Origin of the sequence: Streptomyces sp. NPDC085596, from assembly GCF_044541565.1 — a bacterium.
In the GTDB taxonomy this organism is placed as follows: Bacteria; Actinomycetota; Actinomycetes; order Streptomycetales; family Streptomycetaceae; genus Streptomyces.
The window spans coordinates 632,189-654,253 of sequence record NZ_JBITTC010000002.1; the positions used below are offsets into that span (position 1 = coordinate 632,189).

15 protein-coding genes are annotated in these 22,065 nt (G+C 71.0%); 2 read left to right on the plus strand and 13 right to left on the minus strand.

The window, feature by feature from the left end:
• Positions 1-67 precede the first annotated feature (67 nt).
• From ACIGA3_RS08505 to ACIGA3_RS08525, 5 genes are read right to left on the minus strand one after another with little or no spacing between them, the layout of a single operon-like run.
• Positions 68-2,035: a PIG-L family deacetylase gene (locus ACIGA3_RS08505; RefSeq protein WP_399711811.1), complete on the minus strand. Its 1,968-nt coding sequence runs from the start codon at positions 2,033-2,035 to the stop codon at positions 68-70.
• 49 nt (positions 2,036-2,084) lie between these two features.
• Positions 2,085-4,178 (minus strand): glycosyltransferase family 4 protein, encoded by a 2,094-nt coding sequence (locus ACIGA3_RS08510; RefSeq protein WP_399711813.1) that lies wholly within the window; start codon positions 4,176-4,178, stop codon positions 2,085-2,087.
• On the minus strand, positions 4,175-5,938 hold the full coding sequence (locus tag ACIGA3_RS08515) for a stealth family protein (RefSeq protein ID WP_399711815.1): 1,764 nt from the start codon (positions 5,936-5,938) through the stop codon (positions 4,175-4,177). The genes ACIGA3_RS08510 and ACIGA3_RS08515 overlap by 4 nt, the downstream gene beginning before the upstream one ends.
• Positions 5,935-7,575, minus strand: a complete 1,641-nt coding sequence (locus tag ACIGA3_RS08520) for a sugar phosphotransferase (protein WP_399711816.1) — start codon at positions 7,573-7,575, stop codon at positions 5,935-5,937. Before ACIGA3_RS08520 ends, ACIGA3_RS08515 begins: the two co-directional genes overlap by 4 nt.
• A gap of 15 nt (positions 7,576-7,590) precedes the next feature.
• On the minus strand, positions 7,591-9,222 hold the full coding sequence (locus ACIGA3_RS08525) for a stealth family protein (protein WP_399712519.1): 1,632 nt from the start codon (positions 9,220-9,222) through the stop codon (positions 7,591-7,593).
• Positions 9,223-9,639: 417 nt separating this feature from the next.
• Between ACIGA3_RS08525 and ACIGA3_RS08530 the strand changes: the two genes are divergently transcribed.
• Positions 9,640-10,731 (plus strand): LCP family protein, encoded by a 1,092-nt coding sequence (locus ACIGA3_RS08530; protein WP_399711818.1) that lies wholly within the window; start codon positions 9,640-9,642, stop codon positions 10,729-10,731.
• A 28-nt stretch (positions 10,732-10,759) separates the two neighbouring features.
• On the opposite strand, the gene ACIGA3_RS08535 is transcribed toward ACIGA3_RS08530, so the two are convergent.
• On the minus strand, positions 10,760-11,779 hold the full coding sequence (locus ACIGA3_RS08535; protein ID WP_399711820.1) for a hypothetical protein: 1,020 nt from the start codon (positions 11,777-11,779) through the stop codon (positions 10,760-10,762).
• Positions 11,780-11,851: 72 nt separating this feature from the next.
• On the opposite strand from ACIGA3_RS08535, the gene ACIGA3_RS08540 reads away from it, so the two are divergent.
• Positions 11,852-12,244, plus strand: a complete 393-nt coding sequence (locus tag ACIGA3_RS08540) for an NTP pyrophosphohydrolase (RefSeq protein WP_399711822.1) — start codon at positions 11,852-11,854, stop codon at positions 12,242-12,244.
• A 44-nt stretch (positions 12,245-12,288) separates the two neighbouring features.
• Here ACIGA3_RS08540 and ACIGA3_RS08545 read toward each other — a convergent pair whose 3' ends face one another.
• The 7 genes from ACIGA3_RS08545 to ACIGA3_RS08575 form a co-directional block, all read right to left on the minus strand.
• Positions 12,289-13,788: an amino acid permease gene (locus ACIGA3_RS08545; protein WP_399711824.1), complete on the minus strand. Its 1,500-nt coding sequence runs from the start codon at positions 13,786-13,788 to the stop codon at positions 12,289-12,291.
• Between the two features lie 147 nt (positions 13,789-13,935).
• A complete protein-coding gene (dxs, locus tag ACIGA3_RS08550) occupies positions 13,936-15,864 on the minus strand; it encodes a 1-deoxy-D-xylulose-5-phosphate synthase (protein ID WP_399711826.1) in 1,929 nt (642 codons plus the stop codon).
• Between the two features lie 197 nt (positions 15,865-16,061).
• On the minus strand, positions 16,062-17,378 hold the full coding sequence (locus ACIGA3_RS08555; protein ID WP_399711828.1) for a sugar ABC transporter permease: 1,317 nt from the start codon (positions 17,376-17,378) through the stop codon (positions 16,062-16,064).
• The gene (locus ACIGA3_RS08560) at positions 17,375-18,166 is read right to left on the minus strand and encodes an ATP-binding cassette domain-containing protein (RefSeq protein WP_399711830.1); all 792 of its coding nucleotides are present in this window, start codon (positions 18,164-18,166) and stop codon (positions 17,375-17,377) included. The genes ACIGA3_RS08555 and ACIGA3_RS08560 overlap by 4 nt, the downstream gene beginning before the upstream one ends.
• A 182-nt stretch (positions 18,167-18,348) precedes the next feature.
• On the minus strand, positions 18,349-19,452 hold the full coding sequence (locus ACIGA3_RS08565; protein WP_399712522.1) for a sugar ABC transporter substrate-binding protein: 1,104 nt from the start codon (positions 19,450-19,452) through the stop codon (positions 18,349-18,351).
• 133 nt (positions 19,453-19,585) lie between these two features.
• Positions 19,586-20,797: an ROK family transcriptional regulator gene (locus ACIGA3_RS08570; RefSeq protein WP_399711832.1), complete on the minus strand. Its 1,212-nt coding sequence runs from the start codon at positions 20,795-20,797 to the stop codon at positions 19,586-19,588.
• Between the two features lie 350 nt (positions 20,798-21,147).
• A complete protein-coding gene (locus tag ACIGA3_RS08575; RefSeq protein WP_399711834.1) occupies positions 21,148-22,062 on the minus strand; it encodes a carbohydrate ABC transporter permease in 915 nt (304 codons plus the stop codon).
• Positions 22,063-22,065 lie beyond the last annotated feature (3 nt).

Genomic DNA, 22,065 nt, shown 5'->3' on the forward strand with positions numbered 1-22,065 from the left:
CTGCCCGGACGAAGGAGGGCCCCCGCGCTTCGGCGCGGGGGCCCTCCTCGCGTGTCGGGGGCGCGGGTCAGCCGAGCCAGGGGCCCATCGGGCTGCCCGGTTCGGGCGACAGCTGGCGCCGGACGTGCAGCCGGCCGTCGGTGCCGACGACGGCGACGACCACCGCGCCGGACGCGTCGCGCGCCATGGCGGGGGCGTGCGTGAACATCTCGCCGGACTCGTTCCAGTGCGTTCCCGTGACGTCCCGGTCCCGGTCGGGCAGGGAGAGCACCAGTCGCCCCGTGCTGCCCCGGTGGGCCAGGCATGCCTCGCGGGCGCCGCGTTCGGCCACCCAGAGCGCGGCGACGGCGCCGGTGCCGCCGTGTCCGCCGAGCCCGGCGCCCGCACCGGGCCAGCTGCCGTCGGCGTGCTGACGGTAGGCCATGACCTGCTGGGTCCCGGCCTCCCTGTAGTACAGACAGGTGCGTCCGTCACCGGAGTCCACCGCGGTGACCCCGCCCGTCGCGGGACGCCCGGTGCGCAGGGTCTCGTCGAGCTGGAAAGCGCCGCCCGGCTCGCTCTGGTACCAGCGCCAGACCTTCTGCTTGCCGGGTACGTAGAGTTCCACGGTCCCGCGCCCGGTCGTCAGCGCGGTGCCCGCGTCCTGGAGGAAGCGCCCGCCGAGGGACTGCCACGGCGTCCACTCGCCGTTGGTCTCGCGGCGGCGCATACCGATGCCCTGGGCGAAGTCGCGGAGGAACACGTACAGCCGCCCGTCCTGGTCCGCGGCGATCGACGGTACCCCGGCCTCCCGCTGCCGGCGCGGGTCCGGGTGGGCCTCGTCCGGGTTGCCGAGGCTGCGCCAGCCGTTGAAGCCGCTTCCGTCGGCGTGCTGCACGGTGTGTACCGCGTCCACGACGGTTCCCCGGTCCGCACTCCGGCTCCGGCGCAGCGCCACCACCTCGGCCGGCCCGCCGGGCGCTCCGCCGACCGCGAGCGTGGGCGCCACCCAGCCCTCGCCGAGGACGTACGGCCCGGCCCACTGCCCGCTCGCCGGGGCGGTCTCGGTCCAGAACGCCAGCCTGCCGCCGAGGACCGCGAAGGCGTTGAGCCTGCCGCCGGGGCCGAGGCGCAGCCAGCTGGTCGCCGGGGAGTAGCGGTAGGCGGTGCTGCGCATGTGCGTGCTGCGGAACGGGTTGGGCCCCAGCTGCCGGTCACCGCAGCGCTCGCACGTGCCCTGCGGGCAGATGTCGGGCGCGTCGATGCCCGCGTAGGTGGCGAGGTAGGCGCCCTTCTCGGTGATCGACGCCGAGTCGAGGTTCTCGCCCCAGAACCGGTTGGCGTAGGCGCGGTAGTGCTCGACGACCGGGGCGTGGCCCGCCTCGCGGTAGCGCTCCAGGGCCGCGAGCACGAACTCGGTGGTCACCGTGTGGTCCTCGTGGTCGGAGCAGACGAACTCGGCGTTGCCGCCGTCGTGTTCCGGGTCGGGGTCCAGGGTGCGCACGGTCGTCGGCCGGAGGTGGTCGAGCAGGGTGGTCAGAGCGGTGATCACCTGTTCCCGGGTCACCCGCTGCGCCTGGCCGGCCGTGCTCCCGTGCACCGGGAGGGTCGCCTGGGCGGGCAGGCGGCCGTCCCACAGGTGGACGATGCGGGTGCGGGTCTCCTGGTCCGTGGACGCGCCTTCGTGGAGCTGGAGGAAGTACAGGGACACCCGGTCGTGGCCGTCCAGGACGAAGCGTTCGGCGACGAAGTCGGGTGCCAGGGGCACCGCGTGGCGGTGCCAGGGGCGGTTCCGGTCCCCCGTCACCATCAGGGCGTACGCCGAGCGCAGTCCGCAGCCGCGCGCGGTGCTGTAGCCGGTGAAGTCCGGCATCGCCTCGGCCCGCCGGGCGTCCCCGGTGTCGATGTTGACGCCGTCGCCCTCGCCCGCCGTGAGGACCACGGTGGTGACCTGGTCCCCGTTCTCCAGCGAGCGCAGGAGGTCGGGGTTCATGAAGTACAGGTCGTCGTCCTGGTGGGCTACGACGTGGAGTACGGAGCGGGGCTGCGGGCTCATGTGGTGTCCAAGGTGGTCGCGTGTCGTGCGGGCGGGGCGGTGAGGGGACTCACCGGTCCACCACGTTCATCGCCATGGCTCCGGAGGCCGAGCAGTAGGGGCGTATCCAGACCGGCCGGGCCGGGTGGATGACGGCGAAGTCGGAGGGCTCGTCGCCGACCAGGGGCAGGGACGAGTAGGAGAGGGCGGCCTTTGCGTCGGGGAAGTCCTCCAGCAGACGGCAGACGCGCACCTTGCGCCGCTCGGCGGGGTCGGGCTGGAGCCACCAGTCCCAGTCCTCCCAGCGGTCCAGCCGGTGGTCCACCACGGCGCGCAGGGGCACGTCCGCCCGGAACTGGCGTGGGCCGCGCGCCTCGACCGCCACGGCGACGTTCTGCGTGTGCCGGCCGCGCCGGCTGACGACGAACCGGGCACCCGGCTCCAGGCGTCCGTCGCCGCACAGCACGCCCTCCACGGTGATGCGTCCGTCGCCGACGCGTACCCGGGTGCACTCCGCGTGCAGGTCGCGTACGACGGTGCGCAGCATCAGCCGTCCGTTGGGCTGGGCGTAGGGCAGGTTCCAGATGACGGGGCGCGCGGGCGGGCGGGTCATGAGGCGGGCGCGGGCGTCGATGAGGGCGCGGGTGTCGCGCAGGCCCGCCTTCATGCGGATGGCCGGGCCCCTGGGCGCCCGCATGGTCACCTGCCAGCGTCCGTCGCCGAGTTCGTCCATGGCCTCGGGGGTGACGACGGCGGTGTAGCGGATGCCGCCGTTGTCCAGTGCGATGCGCGTGGTGTCCAGGGGCAGGTCGGGACGCCGGTCGTCGTCGGAGGGCTGGTGCCGCAGGACGAACTGGTGGCGCCGGCGGCCCTCGTCCGGCGCCTCGCAGTGCAGGCGCAGCCAGCCGGCGTCGGGGGCGGTGACGTCGACGGTGGCGGCGCCGAGGGTGGTGGGCGGCACGGTGAGCGGCGCGGTACGGGCTTTGCGGGCGGCGGGCGGGCGGTAGCCGCGCTCGGCGTCGGCGCGGCGCCGGGCGGCGTCCTCGAAGATCGCCACGTAGCGGTCGGCGATGGCCGAGGGGTCGTACCGCTCCGCGTTGCGCAGGGCGGTGGCACCCATGGTGCGGCGCAGTTGCTGGTCGGCCATGAGGCGGCGCAGCGCGGCCGTGACGCCCTGGGCCTGTCCGTTGGGCACGAGGAAGCCGTCCTCGCCGTCGCGCAGGATCTCCCGCGGGCCCACGGGGCAGTCGGTGGAGACCACGGGGAGCCCGCAGCGCATCGCCTCCACCAGGGTCATGCCGAAGGACTCCGCGCTGGAGGTGACGGCGGCGATGGAGCCCTTGGCCCACTCGGACTCGATGGGTGAGAAGCCGCCCATGAGCAGGACCTGGCCGTTGAGGCCGAGTTCGGTGATCTGGGCGCGCAGCTTGCCGGCCTCGCCGCCGTCGCCGTAGATGCGCAGCTGCCAGTCGGGGAAGTCGTCGGCGAGCGCGGCGAAGGCGCTGATGAGCAAGTCGTAGCGCTTGACGTGGTGCATGCGTCCGGCGCTGACGACGACCTTGCGGGTGCAGTCGGAGGGGCGGCCTGCCGGGTTGGGCACGCTGTTGGGGACGCCGGTCACCGGGATGCCGGGGATCGGGGTGTTCTCCTGGAAGGAGCGGGCGTCGGCGTCGGTGACCGTGGTGATCGCGTCCAGCCTCGGGTAGACGCGGGCCATCTCGGCGCGGACCGCCGGGGGGATGGCCAGGTGGGTCATGTGCTCCTGGGCCACGCGCAGGGCGCCGTCGCGGGTGTGGGCGGCGACGAAGAGGTTGAGGCTGGGCCGGGTGCCGACCACGACGTCCGCGGCGGTCCGGCTCAGTTCACGGATGATGCGGGCATCGGTGAACTTGCTGTACTGGGCGTAGAACTCCTCCTGGCGCGGGACCACTTCGCTGGGTTCGTCGCTGCCGGGGGCGCCCCGGTCGGGGCCGCCGGGGCGCAGGTCGACCAGGGCGCGCACGGTGACGCGCGGCGAGATCTCGAACTTGGTGGCGGTCGTGCGCCGGAAGACGGAGACGATCTCCACGTCGTGCTGGACGGACAGGGCCTCGGCGAGGTTGATGACGGTGCGGTTGGTGCCGCCGATGCCGTAGATGTTGTTGATCAGGAAGGAGATCTTCATCGGACCTCGCCCTCCTTCCGTTCGAAGGGACTCGGCACCGGGAAGTAGGCGTTCAGGAACGTCCGGAGCATGACCGTCTGACGGTCGACGTCGAGGCCGTCGGAGAGGGTGTCGTTGATGCAGAACGCCTGCCGGTCGCGGCGCGCCAGCAGGATGCCCAGCCGGCGCTGGATCTCGGGCTTGGCGAGGTCGAGGTAGGCGAACGCGATCTGGGAGGGCACGGCCCGCCCGGTCAGATACGCGTGGTAGTGGTACAGCGACGACGGGATGGAGAGGTCGGCCGCGCTGCGGAACCGGCTGTACGTGGTCTGCCGGTGCTCCGTCGCGTACTCCCGCTCGATCTCCTGGAGCACGCTGCGGCGCAGGGCGTACGGGGCGTGCCGCAGCTTGTGCACGATGGCGGTGCCGAATCGTTCCCTCAGCAGCCGCCGGTTGTTCTTCCCGGCGGCGTCCACCGGGCGGTCCACGGACGGGCTCCCCCAGTGCGGGACCTGGGACGGGGAGAAGAAGATGCGGCTCATCCCGTTGGAGAGGAAGAAGTCCTGCGGGGTGACGGGGCGGCCGAGGAACATGTCGTCGTTGAAGTACAGGAAGTGCTCGGACAGGCCCTTGATGTGGTGCAGCCGGCTCTCGATCGCGTGCGAGTTGAAGGTGGGCAGCGCGGCCGGGTCGTCGAAGATCTCGGAGTGGTCGACCACGGTGATCCGGGGGTGGGTGTCGTCGAGCCAGGCCGGGCGCTGCTGGTCCGTCACCAGGTGGACGCGCCTGATCCAGGGCGCGTTCTGTGCCAGCGCGCGCAGCGAGTAGCGCAGCTCGTCCCGGCTGATGTACCGGGCGGCGTTGGCGGACTCCGCGTGGTAGCCCTTGTCCCCGTGTGCGGCTCGGCGGCGCAGCCAGGCCGGGTCGCTGCCGTCGACCCAGGTGTAGACGGCGTCGATGGGGAACCGCACGTCCTCGGGAAGGCGTTCGGCGGCGGCCGCCAGGGTGCGCACCGACCGGGTGCGGCGGGTGGGGGGCGCGGCGAAGCTGGTCAGCCTGCTGGCGGGCAGGGTGACCAGGGGCTCGCCGAACGCGACCTCCTCGGTGATCCGGTTGGGGCGCGGGGCGACGAGCCGGTCTTCGCCGGGCTGCCAGAACTCCAGGTCGCAGCCGTGTTCCAGGCCCAGGACGAGGGTCTTGGCGGGGTGGCTCCAGACCGTGCCGACGCGCAGCACGTCCGCCTCCCGCGCCAGCCGCGCCGCCTGCCGCGAGCCGCACAGCACGGCCTGGCCGGCGGCGGACTCGCCCCGGCGCGCCTGCGCGTAGACGGGCCCCTCGGCGCCGAAGCGGCCGAGGAGGCCGGCGACCTGCTCGCGGTCGGCCGCCGACACGGCGACGCAGGAACGGAGGTCGCTGGTGCCGCGGATCACGAAGTGGTCGATGTCCGCCTGTTCCAGGGCGGTCACGACGCGTTCGAGGTTGGCCTCGCGCAGTTCGAGCGGGGACACGGCAGCCCGCACCACGGCGATCCGGTTACCGGGCACCGCCGCGAGTCCGGGCCCCCGTTCGAAGGTACGGAGCTGGGGCCAGCGGCGCCGGGCACGCAGGGCACGGAGCCGCCGGGTGAGGAAGCCCAGGGCGTGCAGCCGGCGCAGCAGCCGCTTGAGTGCCGCGCGCAGGCCCGTCGGGACCTTGTGCGCGACACGGCGTCTGACCACATCGGGGACGACGGCACGGTACGCCTGGAGCGGCGCCGACGCCTCGGGATTGGCCGTGCTCACCGCTGACGGACCGCCTTCCGGGAGGACTCCGCGGGCACCGAAGGAGCTTCGGGGCCGCGTTCGAAGGGGCTGGGTACGGGGAAGTAGCGGTGCAGGAAGTCGACGACGGCCTCGGTGCCGCCGCCGGCCAGCGCCGCGTCGGTGCCGAGCCCGGTCAGCTGGATCTGCTGGGTGTCCCGGCGGGCCAGCAGCCGCCGCAGCTGGACGGGGAGGCCGGGCAGCGCCGCGTGCAGCGTGGCCGACGCCTCGCCGGAGGGGTCCGCGAGGGCGTGGATCTGGCCGAAGTGGTGGGCGACGCCGTCCAGCGGATGGGTGCCGGGCACGGTGGCCGCCCGCTGTCCGTCCGGCGTCCCGGGAAGGAGGGTGCCCTTCTCCGCGAGGCGGGAGAGGGTCTCGACGCGGTGCGGCTGGGGGCCGCCCGTGTATCCGTGCGCGACGGCCCGGCCGGTCGCCGAGAACGCGGCTCGGGCCCAGGGCGCGGTGGACTCCTCGGCGGTCCAGCGGCCGCGCCTGGGGCGGGCCGCGCCGCCGGGCATGAAGTAGTCGAAGGGCCGGACCGGGCGGCCGATGACCGCGCCGGGCCGCAGCAGCAGGAAGTGCGGGGCGAGCTGCGGCAGTCGGTGCAGGTGCGCATCGGCACCGGGCCGGCCCCGGACCACGTTGAGCCCTTCGGCGTCGCTCAGCCAGGCGGGCGGTGCCGCCTGCGCGAGGACGTGGATCACATCGGTCCAGGGCGCGTACTGGTGGAGGGAGCGCAGCGCGGCGCGCAGCAGTTCCTCGCCCCAGGGGGTGGCGTGCTCGAAGAGGACGACGGCGTCGACGGGGAAGTCCACCTCGTCCAGCCGGACGACGTCGAAGGTCTCCAGGGTGACGGTGGGTTCGAGTTCACCGTCGACGTCGCTGTAGCCGCACAGCCGGTCGAGGCCGATCTCGACTCCGGGGGCGTCGCTGGGCACGGCGCGCTGGACACGGTTGGGCCGGGGGCCGATCAGCCGCTCGGTGGGCAGGTTGGTGTTGCGCGTCCAGAACTCGATCTCGATGCCCTGGTCGTCGCCGGTCCAGAGGTTCTCGGTCGGCTCGGTGCGCAGCCAGGCGAGCCGGATGACCCGCGCCTTGGCGTAGTGCTTCCACGCCTTCACATGGCTGCCCGGCTCGTCCGGGGTGTCGGGCTGTGCGGGCGAGACAGAGGTGACGTAGCCGGTGTGCTCCTCCAGGAGGGCCCGGAGCACGCGGCGCACGGCTCCCTTGTCGCGCTGCTCGACGGCGAGGCAGATACGGCGGTCGTCCAGCGCGGGGACCGCGAACCAGCAGATGCCGGCGGAGTCCAGGGCGCGGGTGACCAGATCGTGGTCGAACCGGCGGGCCAGGTCGGTGGTGAGACCCGTGTGCACATGCCCGACACGGCCGTCCGGCGCGTCGGTCCGGCGCTCGGACCGGCCGAGTCCGGCCCGGCGCACCCGGCGCAGCGCGCGCTGGTGCAGCCGTGCCTCGCGACGGCGCAGGGTCTGGGCCAGACTCCGCTTCATCTTGCGGCGCACCCCGGCGGGCAGGGTGGTGGCCGCGGCGGCGCGGACGGGATCGGGTACGAATCGCTTGTAGACCTGAACCGCTGAGTTCATGGACGCCGGATCGGACACGTCATGAACTCCGCTTCATCGTTGTTCGTAAGGGCTTGGGGTGGGGAAGTAGGCGTTGAGGAATCCGTCCAGCAGTTCTTGCTGGGCCTCGATGTCCTCGGGGGTGGAGAAGGCGTCGTTGAGACAGAAGGAGTCCTTGTCCCGGCCGTCCAGCAGGCGTTGGAGCCGGTCGGCGAGATCGGGCACCGAGAGCTGGAGGTAGGTGAAGGGCATCGATCCCGGCTGTCCCCGGCCGGTGAGGGCGGCGTAGTAGAGGACGAAGGACGATGTCGGGGAGATGTCCGTCATCGCGCGGAATCTGCTCCCCGAGGTACGCGCCCACGCTTCCGGGAAGTCCCGTTCCGCCTCCTCCATCGCCGAGCGGCGCATCGGGTACGGAATGTGTTCCATGGGCTGCGTGATCACTCTGCCGAAACGTTCCTTCAACAGCGCGCGGTTGTTCTTGCACGCCGCGTCGACCGGGCTGTCCGTGGGGACGACCGGGCCCTGCGGGATGCGGTTGCGCGAGGGGAAGTAGCGGGCGACGCCGGTCGGGGTGTAGAAGGCGTGCGGCGCCACCGGGCGGCCCATGAACATGTCGTCGTTGAAGTACAGAAAGTGCTCGGCCAGGCCCTCGATGCGGTGCAACTGGCTCTCGATGGCATGCGAGTTGAACACCGGCAGGTCCGCCGGGTCGCGGAAGATCTCGCGGTGCGTGGCGATCCGTAGTCCGGGCACGTCCGCCAGGTCGTCCCGCAGCCAGGCGGGGGTCTGGTCGTCGGTCACCACGTAGATGTTGCGCACCCAGGGCGCGAACATGTGCAACGAGCGTACCGAGTACCGCAGTTCGTCCCGGCTGATGAAGCGGGCGTCGCTCGCCGACTCGGCGTGGTAGACCTCGCCCTTGGCCGCGGCCTTGCGCTGCTGCCAGGCCGGGTCGTTGCCGTCCACCCAGGTGTAGACCGCGTCCACGGGGAAGTCGATGTCGTCCGCGCACGGGACGAGGAACTCGGGCCGGGTGACCAGCGGGGGCGCGTCGTCGGCAGGGGTCCAGTCCGAGATGTAACGGCTGAACAGCCGGGCCGCACCGCGTACGCCCGGGCCGTCCGCCTGCACGCTCCAGGCGACGCGGTTGGCGCGGGGAGCCACCAGGCGGTCGCCCTCGCGCCGCCAGAACTCGATCGCGCAGCCGTACTCGTGCCCCAGTATCAGGTGCCGGTCGGGGTCCGCGCGCGTCCAGCTGACCTGGAGGACCCGGGCGCCGGGCACCGCGCGCCAGGCGGCCGGCTCACGCGTGGAGAGCGGCTTGGCGGGGCGGGGCGCGTCGGGGTCGATCACGCTCAAGCGGCCGGGGAACTGCCCGAGACCGCGCCGCAGCACGTCCAGTACCTGGGGCCGCGCGTCCTCGGCGACGGCGAGCACGGTGCCGTGGTCGTCGTTGCCCCGGACGGCGAAGTGGTCGACACCGGCCATGGAGAGCAGCCGGGAGAGAGCCGCGCGGTTGGCTTCGCGGGCCGCGAGCGGGGTGATCCGCTGGATGACATAGACGTCGTCGTGTTCGGTGGCGGCCGGCTCGGTGGCCGCGGCCGCCTCGACGGCGGCTCGTGCGGCGCGCTCCAGGAGGGCCGTCGGTGCGACGGCGCCACGGCGCGGCGGATCGACGGGCATCCGCGCGGCGGCGTGTTCGGACACCGCCGTCACGCCTCCGTCTCCTTGCAGGCCGAGACCCCCGAGACCACAGCCGACCCCCCTCGTTCACTCCCGACCCCCGGCCGGGTGAGCGCCTGTGAATCATCTGGCCGAGCCAATGATGTTTTAAGCTTCACGCGCTTTGCGAATCATCACCGCATGTTCACATCACTGTCAAATGAACGGATCGTCAGACAAACACGCCGGGAGAGCGGATCTCCAAGTGAAGTCCTGGTGAACGCTGGACAGTGGACGCACATCGTATGCGATCTGACATTCGGTCTATAGTTCGGCGACCATGGCGCGAAGCGCCGCACGGGCCCGAACCTCTCCCCCCACTCGCGCCCAGGCCACTCATGGAACAAGGCTCTGAGCCGACAAGCGAGAGGACCGAGCATGACGCACTCCCCGGTGGGTCCGGGCAACCACGAGACGGGGCCGCAGCAGGCGCCGCCGACCGGACGACGCCCCCGCCGGCGTCTGCGCTGGATCGCCGGTGGTGTCCTGGTGCTCGCGGTCGCCGCGGCCGGTGTCTCCTACGCGCTGTACAGCCGGCTCGACGGCAACATCAAGGGCGTCGACCTCGACCAGTCCCTCGGCGACGACCGGCCCGCGAAGCTGCCCACCTCCGGGCAGAACGTGCTGGTCCTCGGCTCCGACTCGCGCGCGGGCGCCAACGCGGCGACGGGGACCGGGCATGTGGCCGGGGCGCGTTCGGACACCGCGCTGGTGATCCACATACCCGAGGGGCGTCAGAAGGCCGTCGCCGTCAGCATCCCGCGCGACACCCTCGTCACCCGCCCCGAGTGCGCCAAGAGCGACGGCACGAAGCTGCCGTCGGCCGACCGCGTCATGTTCAACTCGGTCTACTCGGCGGCCGGTCCGGCCTGTGTGGTCAAGACGGTCGAGAAGATGTCGGGCGTACGGCTCGACCACTTCGTGGAGATCGACTTCGCCGGGTTCAAGGGCCTCGTCGACGCGATAGGCGGTGTGCCGGTCACCGTGGACCGGGACATCCACGACTCCTCCAGCGGGCTGGACCTGGCCGCCGGCACCCACCGGCTCGACGGCACCCAGGCGCTCCAGTTCGTCCGCACCCGGCACGGCGTAGGGGACGGCAGCGACCTGGGCCGGATCGGGATGCAGCAGAAGTTCCTGATGGCCCTGCTCGGCGAGATCAAGCAGCAGGACCTGATGGGCAGCCCGGCCAAGGCGTACTCCGTGGCGGACGACCTCACCACCGCGCTCACCACCGACTCCGGGCTCGCCTCCCTCACCAAGCTCGCCGAGTTCAGCCGCAGCATGAACGGTGTCGACACCTCCACCATGGAGACGATCATGCTCCCGGTGCGGTACGACACCCAGGACCCCAACCGGGTCGTGGCCGCCGAGCCCCAGGCCAAGCAGCTCTGGGAGGCCCTGCGCACGGACGGGGTCGTCCCCGACTCCGCCAAGAAGTCGCCCGCGCGCGGCGGCGCCACCCCGTAAGGACGGCGCGGTCGCCCGGAGGTGCGGGTCAGATCTCCCGCCAGGGCTCCAGCGCGAGCCCCGGCTCGTCCTTGCGGTGGGTGAGGACGAGCCGGCCGGTCGACGGGGAGAGCGCGGCCGCGGCCAGCCAGCCGGAGTCCGCGCCGCCCACGAGGAAGACCCGCGCGTCCTCGGACAGTACCGGGCCCGACTCGGCCCACCAGGCGCCCGCCGACTCCGCCTCCGTGGGATAGGCGGCCATGGCGACCCGGCCGTTCGCCGCGCGCTGCGCGAGCACCGTGCAGTCGTGGCCGTCGAGACGGCAGCGCGCCGCGCTGACCGGACCGGGACCGGCCGCGTACAGCAGCGCGACGGGCGCGGAGCCGGGACGCCAGGCGCAGAGCAGGCCCTCGGGGTCGGTGTAGAACACCGTCGTACTGTGCGCGGAGGTGGCGAGCGCGGACAGGGTGCCGGGCCTGACCCGCGCCTCCAGCGACTCCGTGATGGCGGGCTCCGCGCCCGGCTTCTCCTGGGACCAGTGCAGGATGCCGCCGGGCACCGCCCCGTACACCTCGACCAGGCCGGACTCCCCCGTCAGCGCCGCGAGGCCGTCCTGGACCCGGGAGCCCTTCAGGTCCCGCCAGGGGTCCCAGCCGCCCTTCTCCTGCTGGGCGGCCATGCTCAGGCCCTGGCCGCCGTTGACCACGAAGACATGGGCCCGGCCCTGGGCGTCCACCGCGACCGCGGGGGCGGAGGTCCGGGGGCCCTTGCGGTTGGGGTGGCCGATCGGGGCCCAGTCCAGGGCGGCGAGGTCGGGCCGGTAGTGGGTGGAGTGCGTCAGGACCGCCTCGCCCTTCGCCGCCGGGCGCCAGGAGACGAGGTGGGCATAGCCGTCCGCGCCCTGGCCCACTCCGAGGCCGGGAAGCAGTTTCTGTTCGCCGCCCACCCTGCGCGGGGCGGTCCAGCCGCCGCCCGGCCGGTGTTCCGCCCTGGACAGGACGCCGTCGTCCGTGGGGTGGTAGACACCGAGCCGGCCGTCGCGGCCGCGTATGAGCCAGTCTCCGTTCACCGGATCACCATAAGCTGCCTGGTCGAGGCCGCGGACCGCGCCCCCGCGCGGCTCCCGTGGGACCCTGGGCGCATGGACGACGTACGCGGTGTTCCGGATCAGGACGATCCCCTGCTGGCGATCGTTGACTGCGCCAATGTGATGGGCTCCCGGCCCGATGGCTGGTGGAAGGACCGCAAGGGGGCCGCCGAGCGGCTGCGGGACCGGCTGGCCAGTGACGGTCTGCCGGGCAGGACCGCCCCGGCGGAGATCGTGCTGGTGGTGGAGGGCGCGGCGCGCGGTGTCGAGTCCGTGCCGGGGGTGCGGGTGGAGTCCGCGCCGGGCAGCGGGGACGACTGGATCGTGGAGCTGGTCGCGGGGTCGGCCGAGCGGGACCGGCTGGTGGTGACCGCCGACCGCGAACTGCGGCGCCGGGTCGGCGAGCTGGGCGCCGAGGTCGCCGGTCCGCGTACGGCCCTCGGCTGAGGCACCGTAGGGCGGACCGGCTGTAGGGCGGACCGGCTCCCGGCTCAGGGTGCCTTCGGGGTTTCCGCCGGCTGCTCCTCGCGGGCCAGGCGGCTGTGCGTGCGGCCGTAGAGGAAGTAGACGACGAAGCCGATCGCCATCCAGATGGCGAACCGCAGCCAGGTCTCGGTGGGCAGATTGAGCATCAGCCACAGCGAGGCGCACACCGACACGATCGGCAGTACCGGAACCCACGGGGTACGGAAGGCGCGGGGCAGGTCGGGGCGGCTCCGGCGCAGGATGATCACGCTGATCGCCACCACGATGAAGGCGAACAGGGTGCCGATGTTGACCAGTTCGGCCAGCTCGCTGAGGCTGGTGAAGCCCGCGATGACGGCGATGATCACGCCGAGCAGGATGGTCGGCCGGTGCGGGGTGCGGAAGCGCGGGTGGACGCGGGAGAAGAAACGGGGCAGCAGTCCGTCGCGGCTCATGGCGAAGAACACCCGTGTCTGGCCGAGCAGCAGGATCATGCACACCGTGGTCAGGCCGACGGCGGCGCCGAAGCTGATGATGCCCGCGTACCAGGGGTGCCCGAGCGACTTGAAGGCGTCCGCGAGCGGCGCCTCCACCGACAGCTCGGTGTACTTCTGCATGCCGGTGACGACGAGGGACACCGCCACGTAGAGCACCGTGCAGATGAGGAGCGAGCCGAGGATGCCGCGCGGCATGTCCCGCTGCGGGTTGCGGGTCTCCTCGGCGGCGGTGGCGACGATGTCGAAGCCGATGAACGCGAAGAACACCACCGAGGCGGCGGTGAAGATGCCCATGACCCCGAAGTTGGCCGGTGCCCAGCCGAACATGAGCTGGATCAGCGGCGCCGCGAGGTCCCCGCCCGCCTCCTGTGGCTGGGCCGGCGGGATGAACGGCTTGTAGTTGTCGCCCGTCACGAAGAAGGCGCCCGCCACGATCACGATGAGGACGACGACCACCTTGATGGCGACGACGGCCGACGTGATCCGGGCGGACAGCTTCATGCCGACCACCAGCACGCAGGTCAGCAGCAGCACCAGCGCGGCGGCGAGGATGTCGAAGCCGAACCCGCTGGTGCCGTCCCGGCCGGACAGGTACTCCGGCAGATGCCAGCCCCAACTGTCGAACAGCGACCGGATGTACCCGGACCAGCCGACCGCCACCACCGCCGTGCCGAGCGCGAACTCCAGCACCAGGTCCCACCCGATGGTCCAGGCGGGCAGTTCACCGAGCGAGGCGTAGGAGAAGGTGTACGCCGATCCGGCCACCGGGACCGTCGAGGCGAACTCGGCGTAGCAGAGGGCGGCGAGGCCGCAGACCACACCGGCGACGGCGAAGGAGATGGCCACCGCGGGACCGGCGGTGTTCTTGGCCACCTGGCCGGTCAGCACGAAGATGCCGGTGCCGATGACGACACCGACACCGAACACGGTCAGGTCGAGGGCGGAGAGGGACTTCTTGAGCGAGTGCTCCGGTTCCTCGGTGTCCCGGATGGACTGCTCGACGTTCTTCGTACGGAAGAGCGTGCTCACGTGCCTACCTCCCACGCTTGTCGTCCTCGACATGGTCGAGAGGGACGGGGTGCGTGTGCCCCGGCAATGGCAGATTCACGCAAGCGGGCCGGTTCCGCCACCTGAGGAGGCGGCGGAACCGGCCCGGAGGCTACGGCGATCGGGTGGTCAGTCCCGCGCGGACTCCACCGAGTCCATGGCGTCGGCGCCCTGGCCGAAGCGGCCGTCGATCTTGGCGACCAGACCGGTGACCTGGCGGGCGATGTCGGGGGCGGTCAGCCCGATCTCGGCCATGACCTCGGCGCGCGAGGCGTGGTCGAGGAAGCGGGGCGGGATGCCGAAGTCGCGCAGCGGCACGTCCACCCCCGCGTCGCGCAGCGCCTGGGCGATCGCGGAGCCGACACCGCCGACGCGGCTGTTGTCCTCGACGGTGACGACGACCCGGTGCCGCTCGGCGAGCGGGGCCATCGCCTCGTCGACGGGCTTGACCCAGCGGGGGTCGACCACGGTGGTGGAGATGCCCTGCTTGTCGAGCAGCGTGGCGATCTCCAGGCACATCGGGGCGAGCGCGCCCACGGAGACCAGCAGGACGTCGGGGGTGTCCGTGCCCGGCTCGCGGAGCACGTCCATCCCGCCCACCCGGCGCACGGCCGGTACGGCGGGGCCGACGGCGCCCTTGGAGAAGCGGACCACGGTCGGCGCGTCCTCGACGGCGACGGCCTCGCGGAGCTGGGCGCGGACCTGGTCGGCGTCACGCGGCGCGGCCAGGCGCAGGCCGGGCACCACCTGGAGGATGGACATGTCCCACATGCCGTTGTGGGAGGCGCCGTCGGTGCCGGTGATGCCGGCCCGGTCGAGGACGAAGGTCACACCGCACTTGTGCAGGGCGACGTCCATCAGGACCTGGTCGAAGGCGCGGTTGAGGAAGGTGGCGTACACCGCGAAGACGGGGTGCACCCCGCCGTGGGCGAGGCCGGCGGCGGAGACGGCGCCGTGCTGCTCGGCGATGCCGACGTCGTAGACCCGCTCGGGGAAGCGCTTGGCGAACTTGTCCAGGCCGACCGGCTGGAGCATGGCCGCGGTGATGGCGACGATGTCCTCGCGCTCCTCGCCGAGCTTCACCATCTCCTCGCCGAACACGGAGGTCCAGTCGGCGCCGGAGGAGGCGATCGGCAGACCGGTGTCGGGGTGGATCTTGCCGACGGCGTGGAAGCGGTCGGCCTCGTCCTGGAGGGCGGGCTGGTAGCCGCGGCCCTTCTCGGTGAGGCAGTGCACGATGACCGGGCCGCCGAACCGCTTGGCGCGCACCAGCGCCGACTCCAGCGCCTCGATGTCGTGGCCGTCGATCGGGCCGACGTACTTCAGGCCGAGGTCCTCGAACATGCCCTGCGGGGCGATGAAGTCCTTCAGGCCCTTCTTGGCGCCGTGCAGGGTGTCGTAGAGCGGGCGGCCGACGACCGGGGTGCGGTCCAGCAGGTCCTTGGTCCGGGCGAGGAAACGCTCGTAGCCGTCGCTGGTGCGCAGGGTGGCCAGGTGGTTGGCCATGCCGCCGATGGTGGGCGCGTAGGAGCGCTCGTTGTCGTTGACGACGATGACCAGCGGGCGGTCCTTGGCCTCGGCGATGTTGTTCAGCGCCTCCCAGGCCATGCCGCCGGTCAGCGCGCCGTCACCGATGACGGCCACGACGCGGTCGTCGGACTTCTTCAGCTCGTTGGCCTTGGCGATGCCGTCGGCCCAGCCGAGCACCGTGGAGGCGTGGCTGTTCTCGATGACGTCGTGCTCGGACTCTCCTTGCGCCGGGTAGCCGGAGAGGCCGCCCTTCATCTTCAGGCGGGAGAAGTCCTGGCGCCCGGTGAGGAGCTTGTGCACGTAGGACTGGTGGCCGGTGTCCCACAGGACCTTGTCGGCCGGCGAGTGGAAGACCCGGTGCAGGGCGATGGTCAGCTCCACCACACCGAGGTTCGGGCCGAGGTGCCCGCCGGTCTTGGACACGGCGTCCACGAGGAAGGTCCGGACCTCCTCCGCCAGCTGGTTCAGCTCCTCCAGGCTGAGCCGGTCCAGATCGCGCGGTCCCGTGATGCGGGTCAGCAGCGGCACCCGTGCCTCCTTGCAAGTATGAGCTGATCGAGCTGTTGCCGGGCTTGATGAGTCTAATGTTCCGCTCCGGCGGCCGATGGCCGGGCGGCGCCCCCGTGGTCATGCGAACGGCCCCACCCCCTGGGGACGGGGGTGTGGCCAGGGGAAACGCAAGGGCCCGGCGCTCCGTCGCGCCGGGCCCCCAGTGCCTGCCGAGCTTACGCGCGGCCGGCCGACTTCTGGGTCTTGCGGGTGACCGCGTCGATGACGACGGTCGCCAGCAGGACACCACCGGTGATCATGTACTGGACCGGGGAGTCGATGCCCTGGAGGGCCAGACCGTACTGGATCGAGATGATGACCAGCACACCGAGGAGCGCGTTCCAGGTGCGGCCGCGGCCGCCGAACAGGGACACGCCGCCGATGACGGCCGCCGCGATGGCGTTCATCAGCAGGTCACCCGCGCCCGCGCCCTGGTTGGCAGAGGCGATCTTGGAAGCGATGAACAGACCGCCCAGCGCCGCGAAGGTGCCGGAGATGGCGAACACCGAGATACGGATCAGGTCCACGTTGATGCCGGCACGGCGGGACGCCTCGACGCTGCCGCCGAGCGCGAACACCTTGCGGCCGTAGGCCGTGCGGCGCAGCACGAAGTCGGTGACGAAGAGGACCGCGACGAAGATCACGACCGCCAGCGGCAGACCCTTGTACTGGTTGAAGACGATCGCCACGGCGAAGGAGAGGACGCCCAGCAGCACGGTGCGCAGGACGATCTCGCTCAGCGGCTTCGACGGCACCCCGGCGGCGTCACGGCGCTTGTTGCCGAAGTAGGAGCTGACGAAGAACAGCACCGTCACCACGGCGGCCAGGCCGTAGGCGGCGGCCACGTCGGAGAAGTAGTAGCTGGTCAGGTTGGCGACCAGACCGTCGCTGTTCAGGTTGATCGTGCCGTTGTCGCCCAGGACCTTCAGCATGAGGCCGTTCCAGAACAGCAGTCCCGCCAGGGTGACGGCGAAGGCCGGCACGCCGATCTTGGCGAAGAAGAAGCCCTGGATGGCGCCGGCGACGGTGCCCGTGAGGATCGCCAGCACGAAGGCCAGCACCTCGTTCATGCCGTTGGTGATGTTCAGGACCGCGAAGGTCGCGCCCGCGACACCGGAGAGGGAGCCGACCGAGAGGTCGATCTCGCCGAGCAGCAGGACGAACACGATACCGACGGCGATCATGCCCGTGCCGACCATGGCGACGGAGATGTCGGTGAGGTTGCCCGCGGTGAGGAAGTTGGAGTTCAGGCTCTGGAAGATGATCCAGATGACGATCAGTCCGATCACGACGGGCATCGAGCCCAGATCGCCGGCCTTCATCTTGCGCTTGAACTCGCCCACGTAGCCCGCGAGTCCCTGCTCACGCACGAGCAGCCGGGGGTCGACGGCGACACCGGCGCCGGGAGCGGCCTCCGGGTTCACCGCGGCGGCGTCGGCGGAGGGCTTGGGTGCGGCGTCACCCGGAGGCGTGGAGGTCTTTTCGATGCTCACTTCTTGATCTCCCCATTGGTGCGCGCCGCACGACGGGTGACGGCATTGTCCGAGGCGCCGGTGATGGCGGAGATGATCTCTTCCTGCGAGGTCGACTTGACCTCGAAGACGCCGTTGTTGCGGCCCAGGCGCAGTACGGCCACCTTGTCGGCGACCGCCTTGACGTCGGCCATGTTGTGGCTGATGAGGATCACGGCGTGGCCGCGCTCCCGCAGCCGCTCGACCAGGTCGAGGACCTGGGCGGTCTGCTCGACACCGAGCGCGGCGGTGGGCTCGTCGAGGATCACGAGCCTGGGCTCGCCGAGCATGGACCGGGCGATGGCCACGACCTGGCGCTGACCGCCGGAGAGCGAGGCGATCGGGATACGGACACTGGGGATGCGGATCGAGAGCTGGTCCAGCAGCTCACGCGAGCGCCGCTCCATCTCGACCTCGTCCAGGATTCCCGCCCGGCGGATCTCCCGGCCCAGGTAGAGGTTGCCGACGACGTCGATGTTGTCGCACAGCGCGAGGTCCTGGTACACCGTGGCGATGCCCAGGTTCTGGGCGTCGTGCGGCTTGTTGACCTGCACGGTCTTGCCGTCCCATTCGATGACACCCTCATCGATGGGGTGCACGCCGGCGATCGTCTTGACCAGCGTGGACTTTCCGGCACCGTTGTCGCCCACCAGGGCGACCACCTCACCGGCGTGGATCTCCAGCGTGACATCGGTGAGCGCCTGGACGGCACCGAATCGCTTGGAGACTCCGCGCAACGCCAGCACGGGCGTAGCGGACACGTGAACCATCTCCTTCGCCGCCTGACCCGGCGGGAGGTTGTGCAGAAGTTTGGGGGAATTCCGTCCGGCGCCCCGCGCCGAGCTTGCGGGGCTGTGTGTATGCGCGGGGCACCGGAGGAGCCTGAGCGGGCCTTACGCCCGGCCGGCGGGAGTCCTTGGGAGTCCGGCCGGCGGGGGAAGGGGTCCGTCGGTTACTTCAGGCCGGCCTTGGCGCAGGCGGCCTTGTACTGGGCGGTGCAGATGTCGGCCACCGTGTAGACGCCGTCCTTGATGACGGTGTCCTTGATGTTGTCCTTGGTCAGCGAGGTGACGGCGACCAGGATCGACGGGACGGCCTTGGTGGTGGGGCTGTCGACCTTGTCCTTGGCGACGGAGTCCAGCGACTTGCCCTGCGCCAGGTTGACGGCCATCTCGGCGGCGGCGGCGGCCTCCGGGGCGTACGGCTTGTAGACGCTCATGAACTGCGAACCGGCGACGATCCGCTGCACACCCGCGAGCTCGGCGTCCTGGCCGGTGACCGGGACGTCGGCGATGCCCGCGGACTTGAGGGCGGTGATGATACCGCCGGCCATGCCGTCGTTGGCGGAGTAGACGCCGACGATGTTCTTCTTGCCCAGGGCCGAGATGGCGCCCTCCATGTTGGAGTTGGCGTTCTCCGGCTTCCACTCCTTGGTGTCGTACTCCTTGCCGACGTTCACCTTGCCGTCGAGGACGTCGTGCGCGCCCTTCTTGAACTGCGCGGCGTTCGGGTCCGTGGAGGAGCCGTTCATCATGACGATCTTGCCGGACTTGGCCTTGGAGCCCAGGGCCTTCAGGAGGGCCTCGCCCTGCGTCTTGCCGACGGTCTCGTTGTCGAACGAGGTGTAGGCGTCGATCGGGCCCTGCGCCAGGCGGTCGTAGGCCACGACCGGGATGCCGGCGTCCTTGGCCTTCTGCACCGAGTTCTTGATCGCAGCGGCGTCCACCGCGTCGATGATCAGGACGTCCACCTTGTTGGTGATCATGGTGTCGACCTGCTGGTTCTGCTGGGTCGCGTCCTGCTTGGCGTTGGCGTAGACGACCTTGCCCTTGCCGTTCGTCAGCTCCGAGACCTTCTTCTCGATCAGCGGACGGTCGAACTTCTCGTAACGCGCGGTCTGGTTCTCCGGCAGAAGCAGGCCGACCGTGATCGCGTCGCCCTTCTTCTTGCTGTCCGCGGACTTGGCGGCACCGCCACCGGACTCCTTGGCACTGCCGCAAGCGGCGAGCGAGACGGCCATGGCACCAGCAGCAACGGCGAAGGCCGCACGACGCATACGCGTGTTCACTTCAGAAACCTCCCTGACGAGGCCGCGTCGTTGCGGCCGAGGTGGCTGGAAGTCAACTCGGCCACGCGTTCGGCGTCAAGAAGTAAATCCTTAACGAGATGGCAACGGTGCCATCCGTTATCTAAGTGAAGGCAGGAGCGACCACGGGCAGCGAGGCCGTGGCGGAGCCGTCGAGCAGGGTCGAATCGCCCATTTCGCTCAGCGCCAGGGCGAGCGCCCCGAGCACCTCGGCGCGACCCCCAAGTGCCCCTGGAAGCACGGACAGTTGACGTCCCGCGCTGGGGATCGCATAGCGTCCCACGGACTCCCTGATGGGGGCCAGCACCAGCTCGCCGGCCTCGGCGAGATCACCGCCCAGGACGACCCGGCTGGGGTTCAGGAGGTTGCACAGGTTGGCCACGCCACTGCCGATGTGCCGGCCCACATCGGCGATCACCCGGCGGCAGCCGGGGTCCCCGTCCCTGGCGAGCCGTACGACGCCCTCCATGGTCAGGGAGCCGCCGTGGCTCGGCTGGAGCAGCGGCAGGACGTAGCGCGCGGCCGTGAAGGTCTCCAGGCAGCCGCGGTTGCCGCAGCGGCACACCGGGCCCGCCTCGTCGATGGTGATGTGCCCGATCTCGCCGGCCGTTCCGCCGGGCCCCCGGTAGATCTGCCCGTTGATCACCAGGCCCGCCCCGACCCCGCTGGCCACCTTGATGTAGGCCAGGTCACGGACGCCCTTGCCGCTGCCCCAGACCAGCTCGCCGAGGGCGCCCAGATTGGCGTCGTTGTCCACGTGCACGGGCACGCCGAGCCGTTCGCGCAGCTCCTCGGCGGGCCGGGTGCCGCCCCAGCCGGGCAGGATCGAGGTGGACCCCAGGGTGCCCGACTCCACGTCGATGGGCCCCGGTACGCCGAGCCCGACGCCCGCGACCTTGCCCCGGTCCACGCCGGTCGCGGCGATCAGCCGGTCGATCAGCTCCTCGGCGCGGTCGAACCCTTGAGTCGAGGAGGCGTCCACGTCCAGCGGCTCGGACTCCTCGGCGAGCACCTGATGGGCCAGGTTGCCGATCGCCACGCGCAGGTGGGTGTGGCCGAAGTCGATGCCGATCACTATCCCGGCGTCCCCGCTCAGCGACACGCTGCGGGCCCTGCGGCCACCGGCCGAGGTGGGGGTGACCTCGACGGTTCCGCCATCCTTCAGCTCCCGCACGATATTGGAGACCGTCGCGGCGGACAGGCCGGTCGTGCGGGCGATCTCCGCCTGTGTGAGCGACCCGGCCAGCCGCACCGCCCGTACGACTCTTTCCAGGTTGGCTCGGTGCAGCGACGACTGCGACCCCGGAGTCTCCATCGACCCATCCACTCCCGACATCGGCGGGCGGCCCCATCGCCACCCGTGGCCCAGGTCACATCTGCGGAACCGGGCCACTTACAAGTTATGAACTCCAAGCTCTGCTGAAGGGGTAACCGCAGTCAAGTCCTTGACGGAAATCGCTGTCACTCGCCGCGTTCCGCCATCCCTCCCCCGAGTGGGTTTCATCGCGTGACGGAGCCGTGACCAGGAGTGGCTTCACTGGCTGACGACGGGGTTCGCGCGGGGTGATCGGTAACGATCGCAAAGTGACCGCCGATGTCCGGACGTGCGCCGACCCCGGTGGGAGACACCGGGGCCGGTCGGAGAATCGGGACGCGTGGGCCGCGCTACTTCAGCGCCCCCGCCGTCAGCCCCGCCACCACCTGCCGCTGGAAGACGACGTACGCCGCCAGCACCGGCAGCATCGCCATCACCAGCCCCGCGAAGAGGCCGGACCAGTCGCCCTTGTAGCCCTGACTGACGGCGAGTTGGACGAGTCCCTGGGTGAGCACCTTCTTGTCCGGGTCGGTGTTCAGCACCGTCGGCAGCATGTACTGGTTCCACTGGCCGAGGAAGTTGAAGATGCCCACGCTGATCAGACCGGGCTTGGCCATCGGCAGCATGATCTGGAAGAAGGTCCGGCTGTGCGAGGCGCCGTCCACGAAGGCCGCTTCCGCCACCGAAGTGGGCAGGGTACGGAAGAAAGCGGTCAGGAAAAAGACCGTGAACGGCAGCGAGTAGGCGATGTAGACCAGGATCAGTCCGTGGATCGTGTTCAGCAGCCCCATGTTGTTCACGACATAGAACAACGGGACCAGCGCGAGCATGATCGGGAAGCTCATGCCGCCGACGAACAGGTAGTAGATGAAGCGGTTGCCCGGGAAGTCGAAGCGGGCCAGTACATAGGCCGCCATCGAGCCGAGCACCAGCGTGCCGATCAGCGAACCCCCCACCACCAGCACGGTGTTGAGGAAGTAGTCGCTCATGTTGGCCTGGGTCCAGGCGCGGGACCAGTTGTCGAAGTGCAGCTTGTCCGGCAGCGCCCAGGGCGAGCCGAAGATGGAGCTGTCGTCCTTGAACGAGGTCATCACCGCCCATAGCAGCGGCAGCACGACCATGAACGCCCACAGGACCAGCACCCCGTGGGAGAAGACGTTGAGGACGGTGCCCTGGGTGCCGCGACGGGGGCCGGGGCGGGGCGGGACCGCGTCGGTCTTCACGACGGGCGCGGACGGCGGGACAGGAGCGTCGGTGGTTGTCATGGG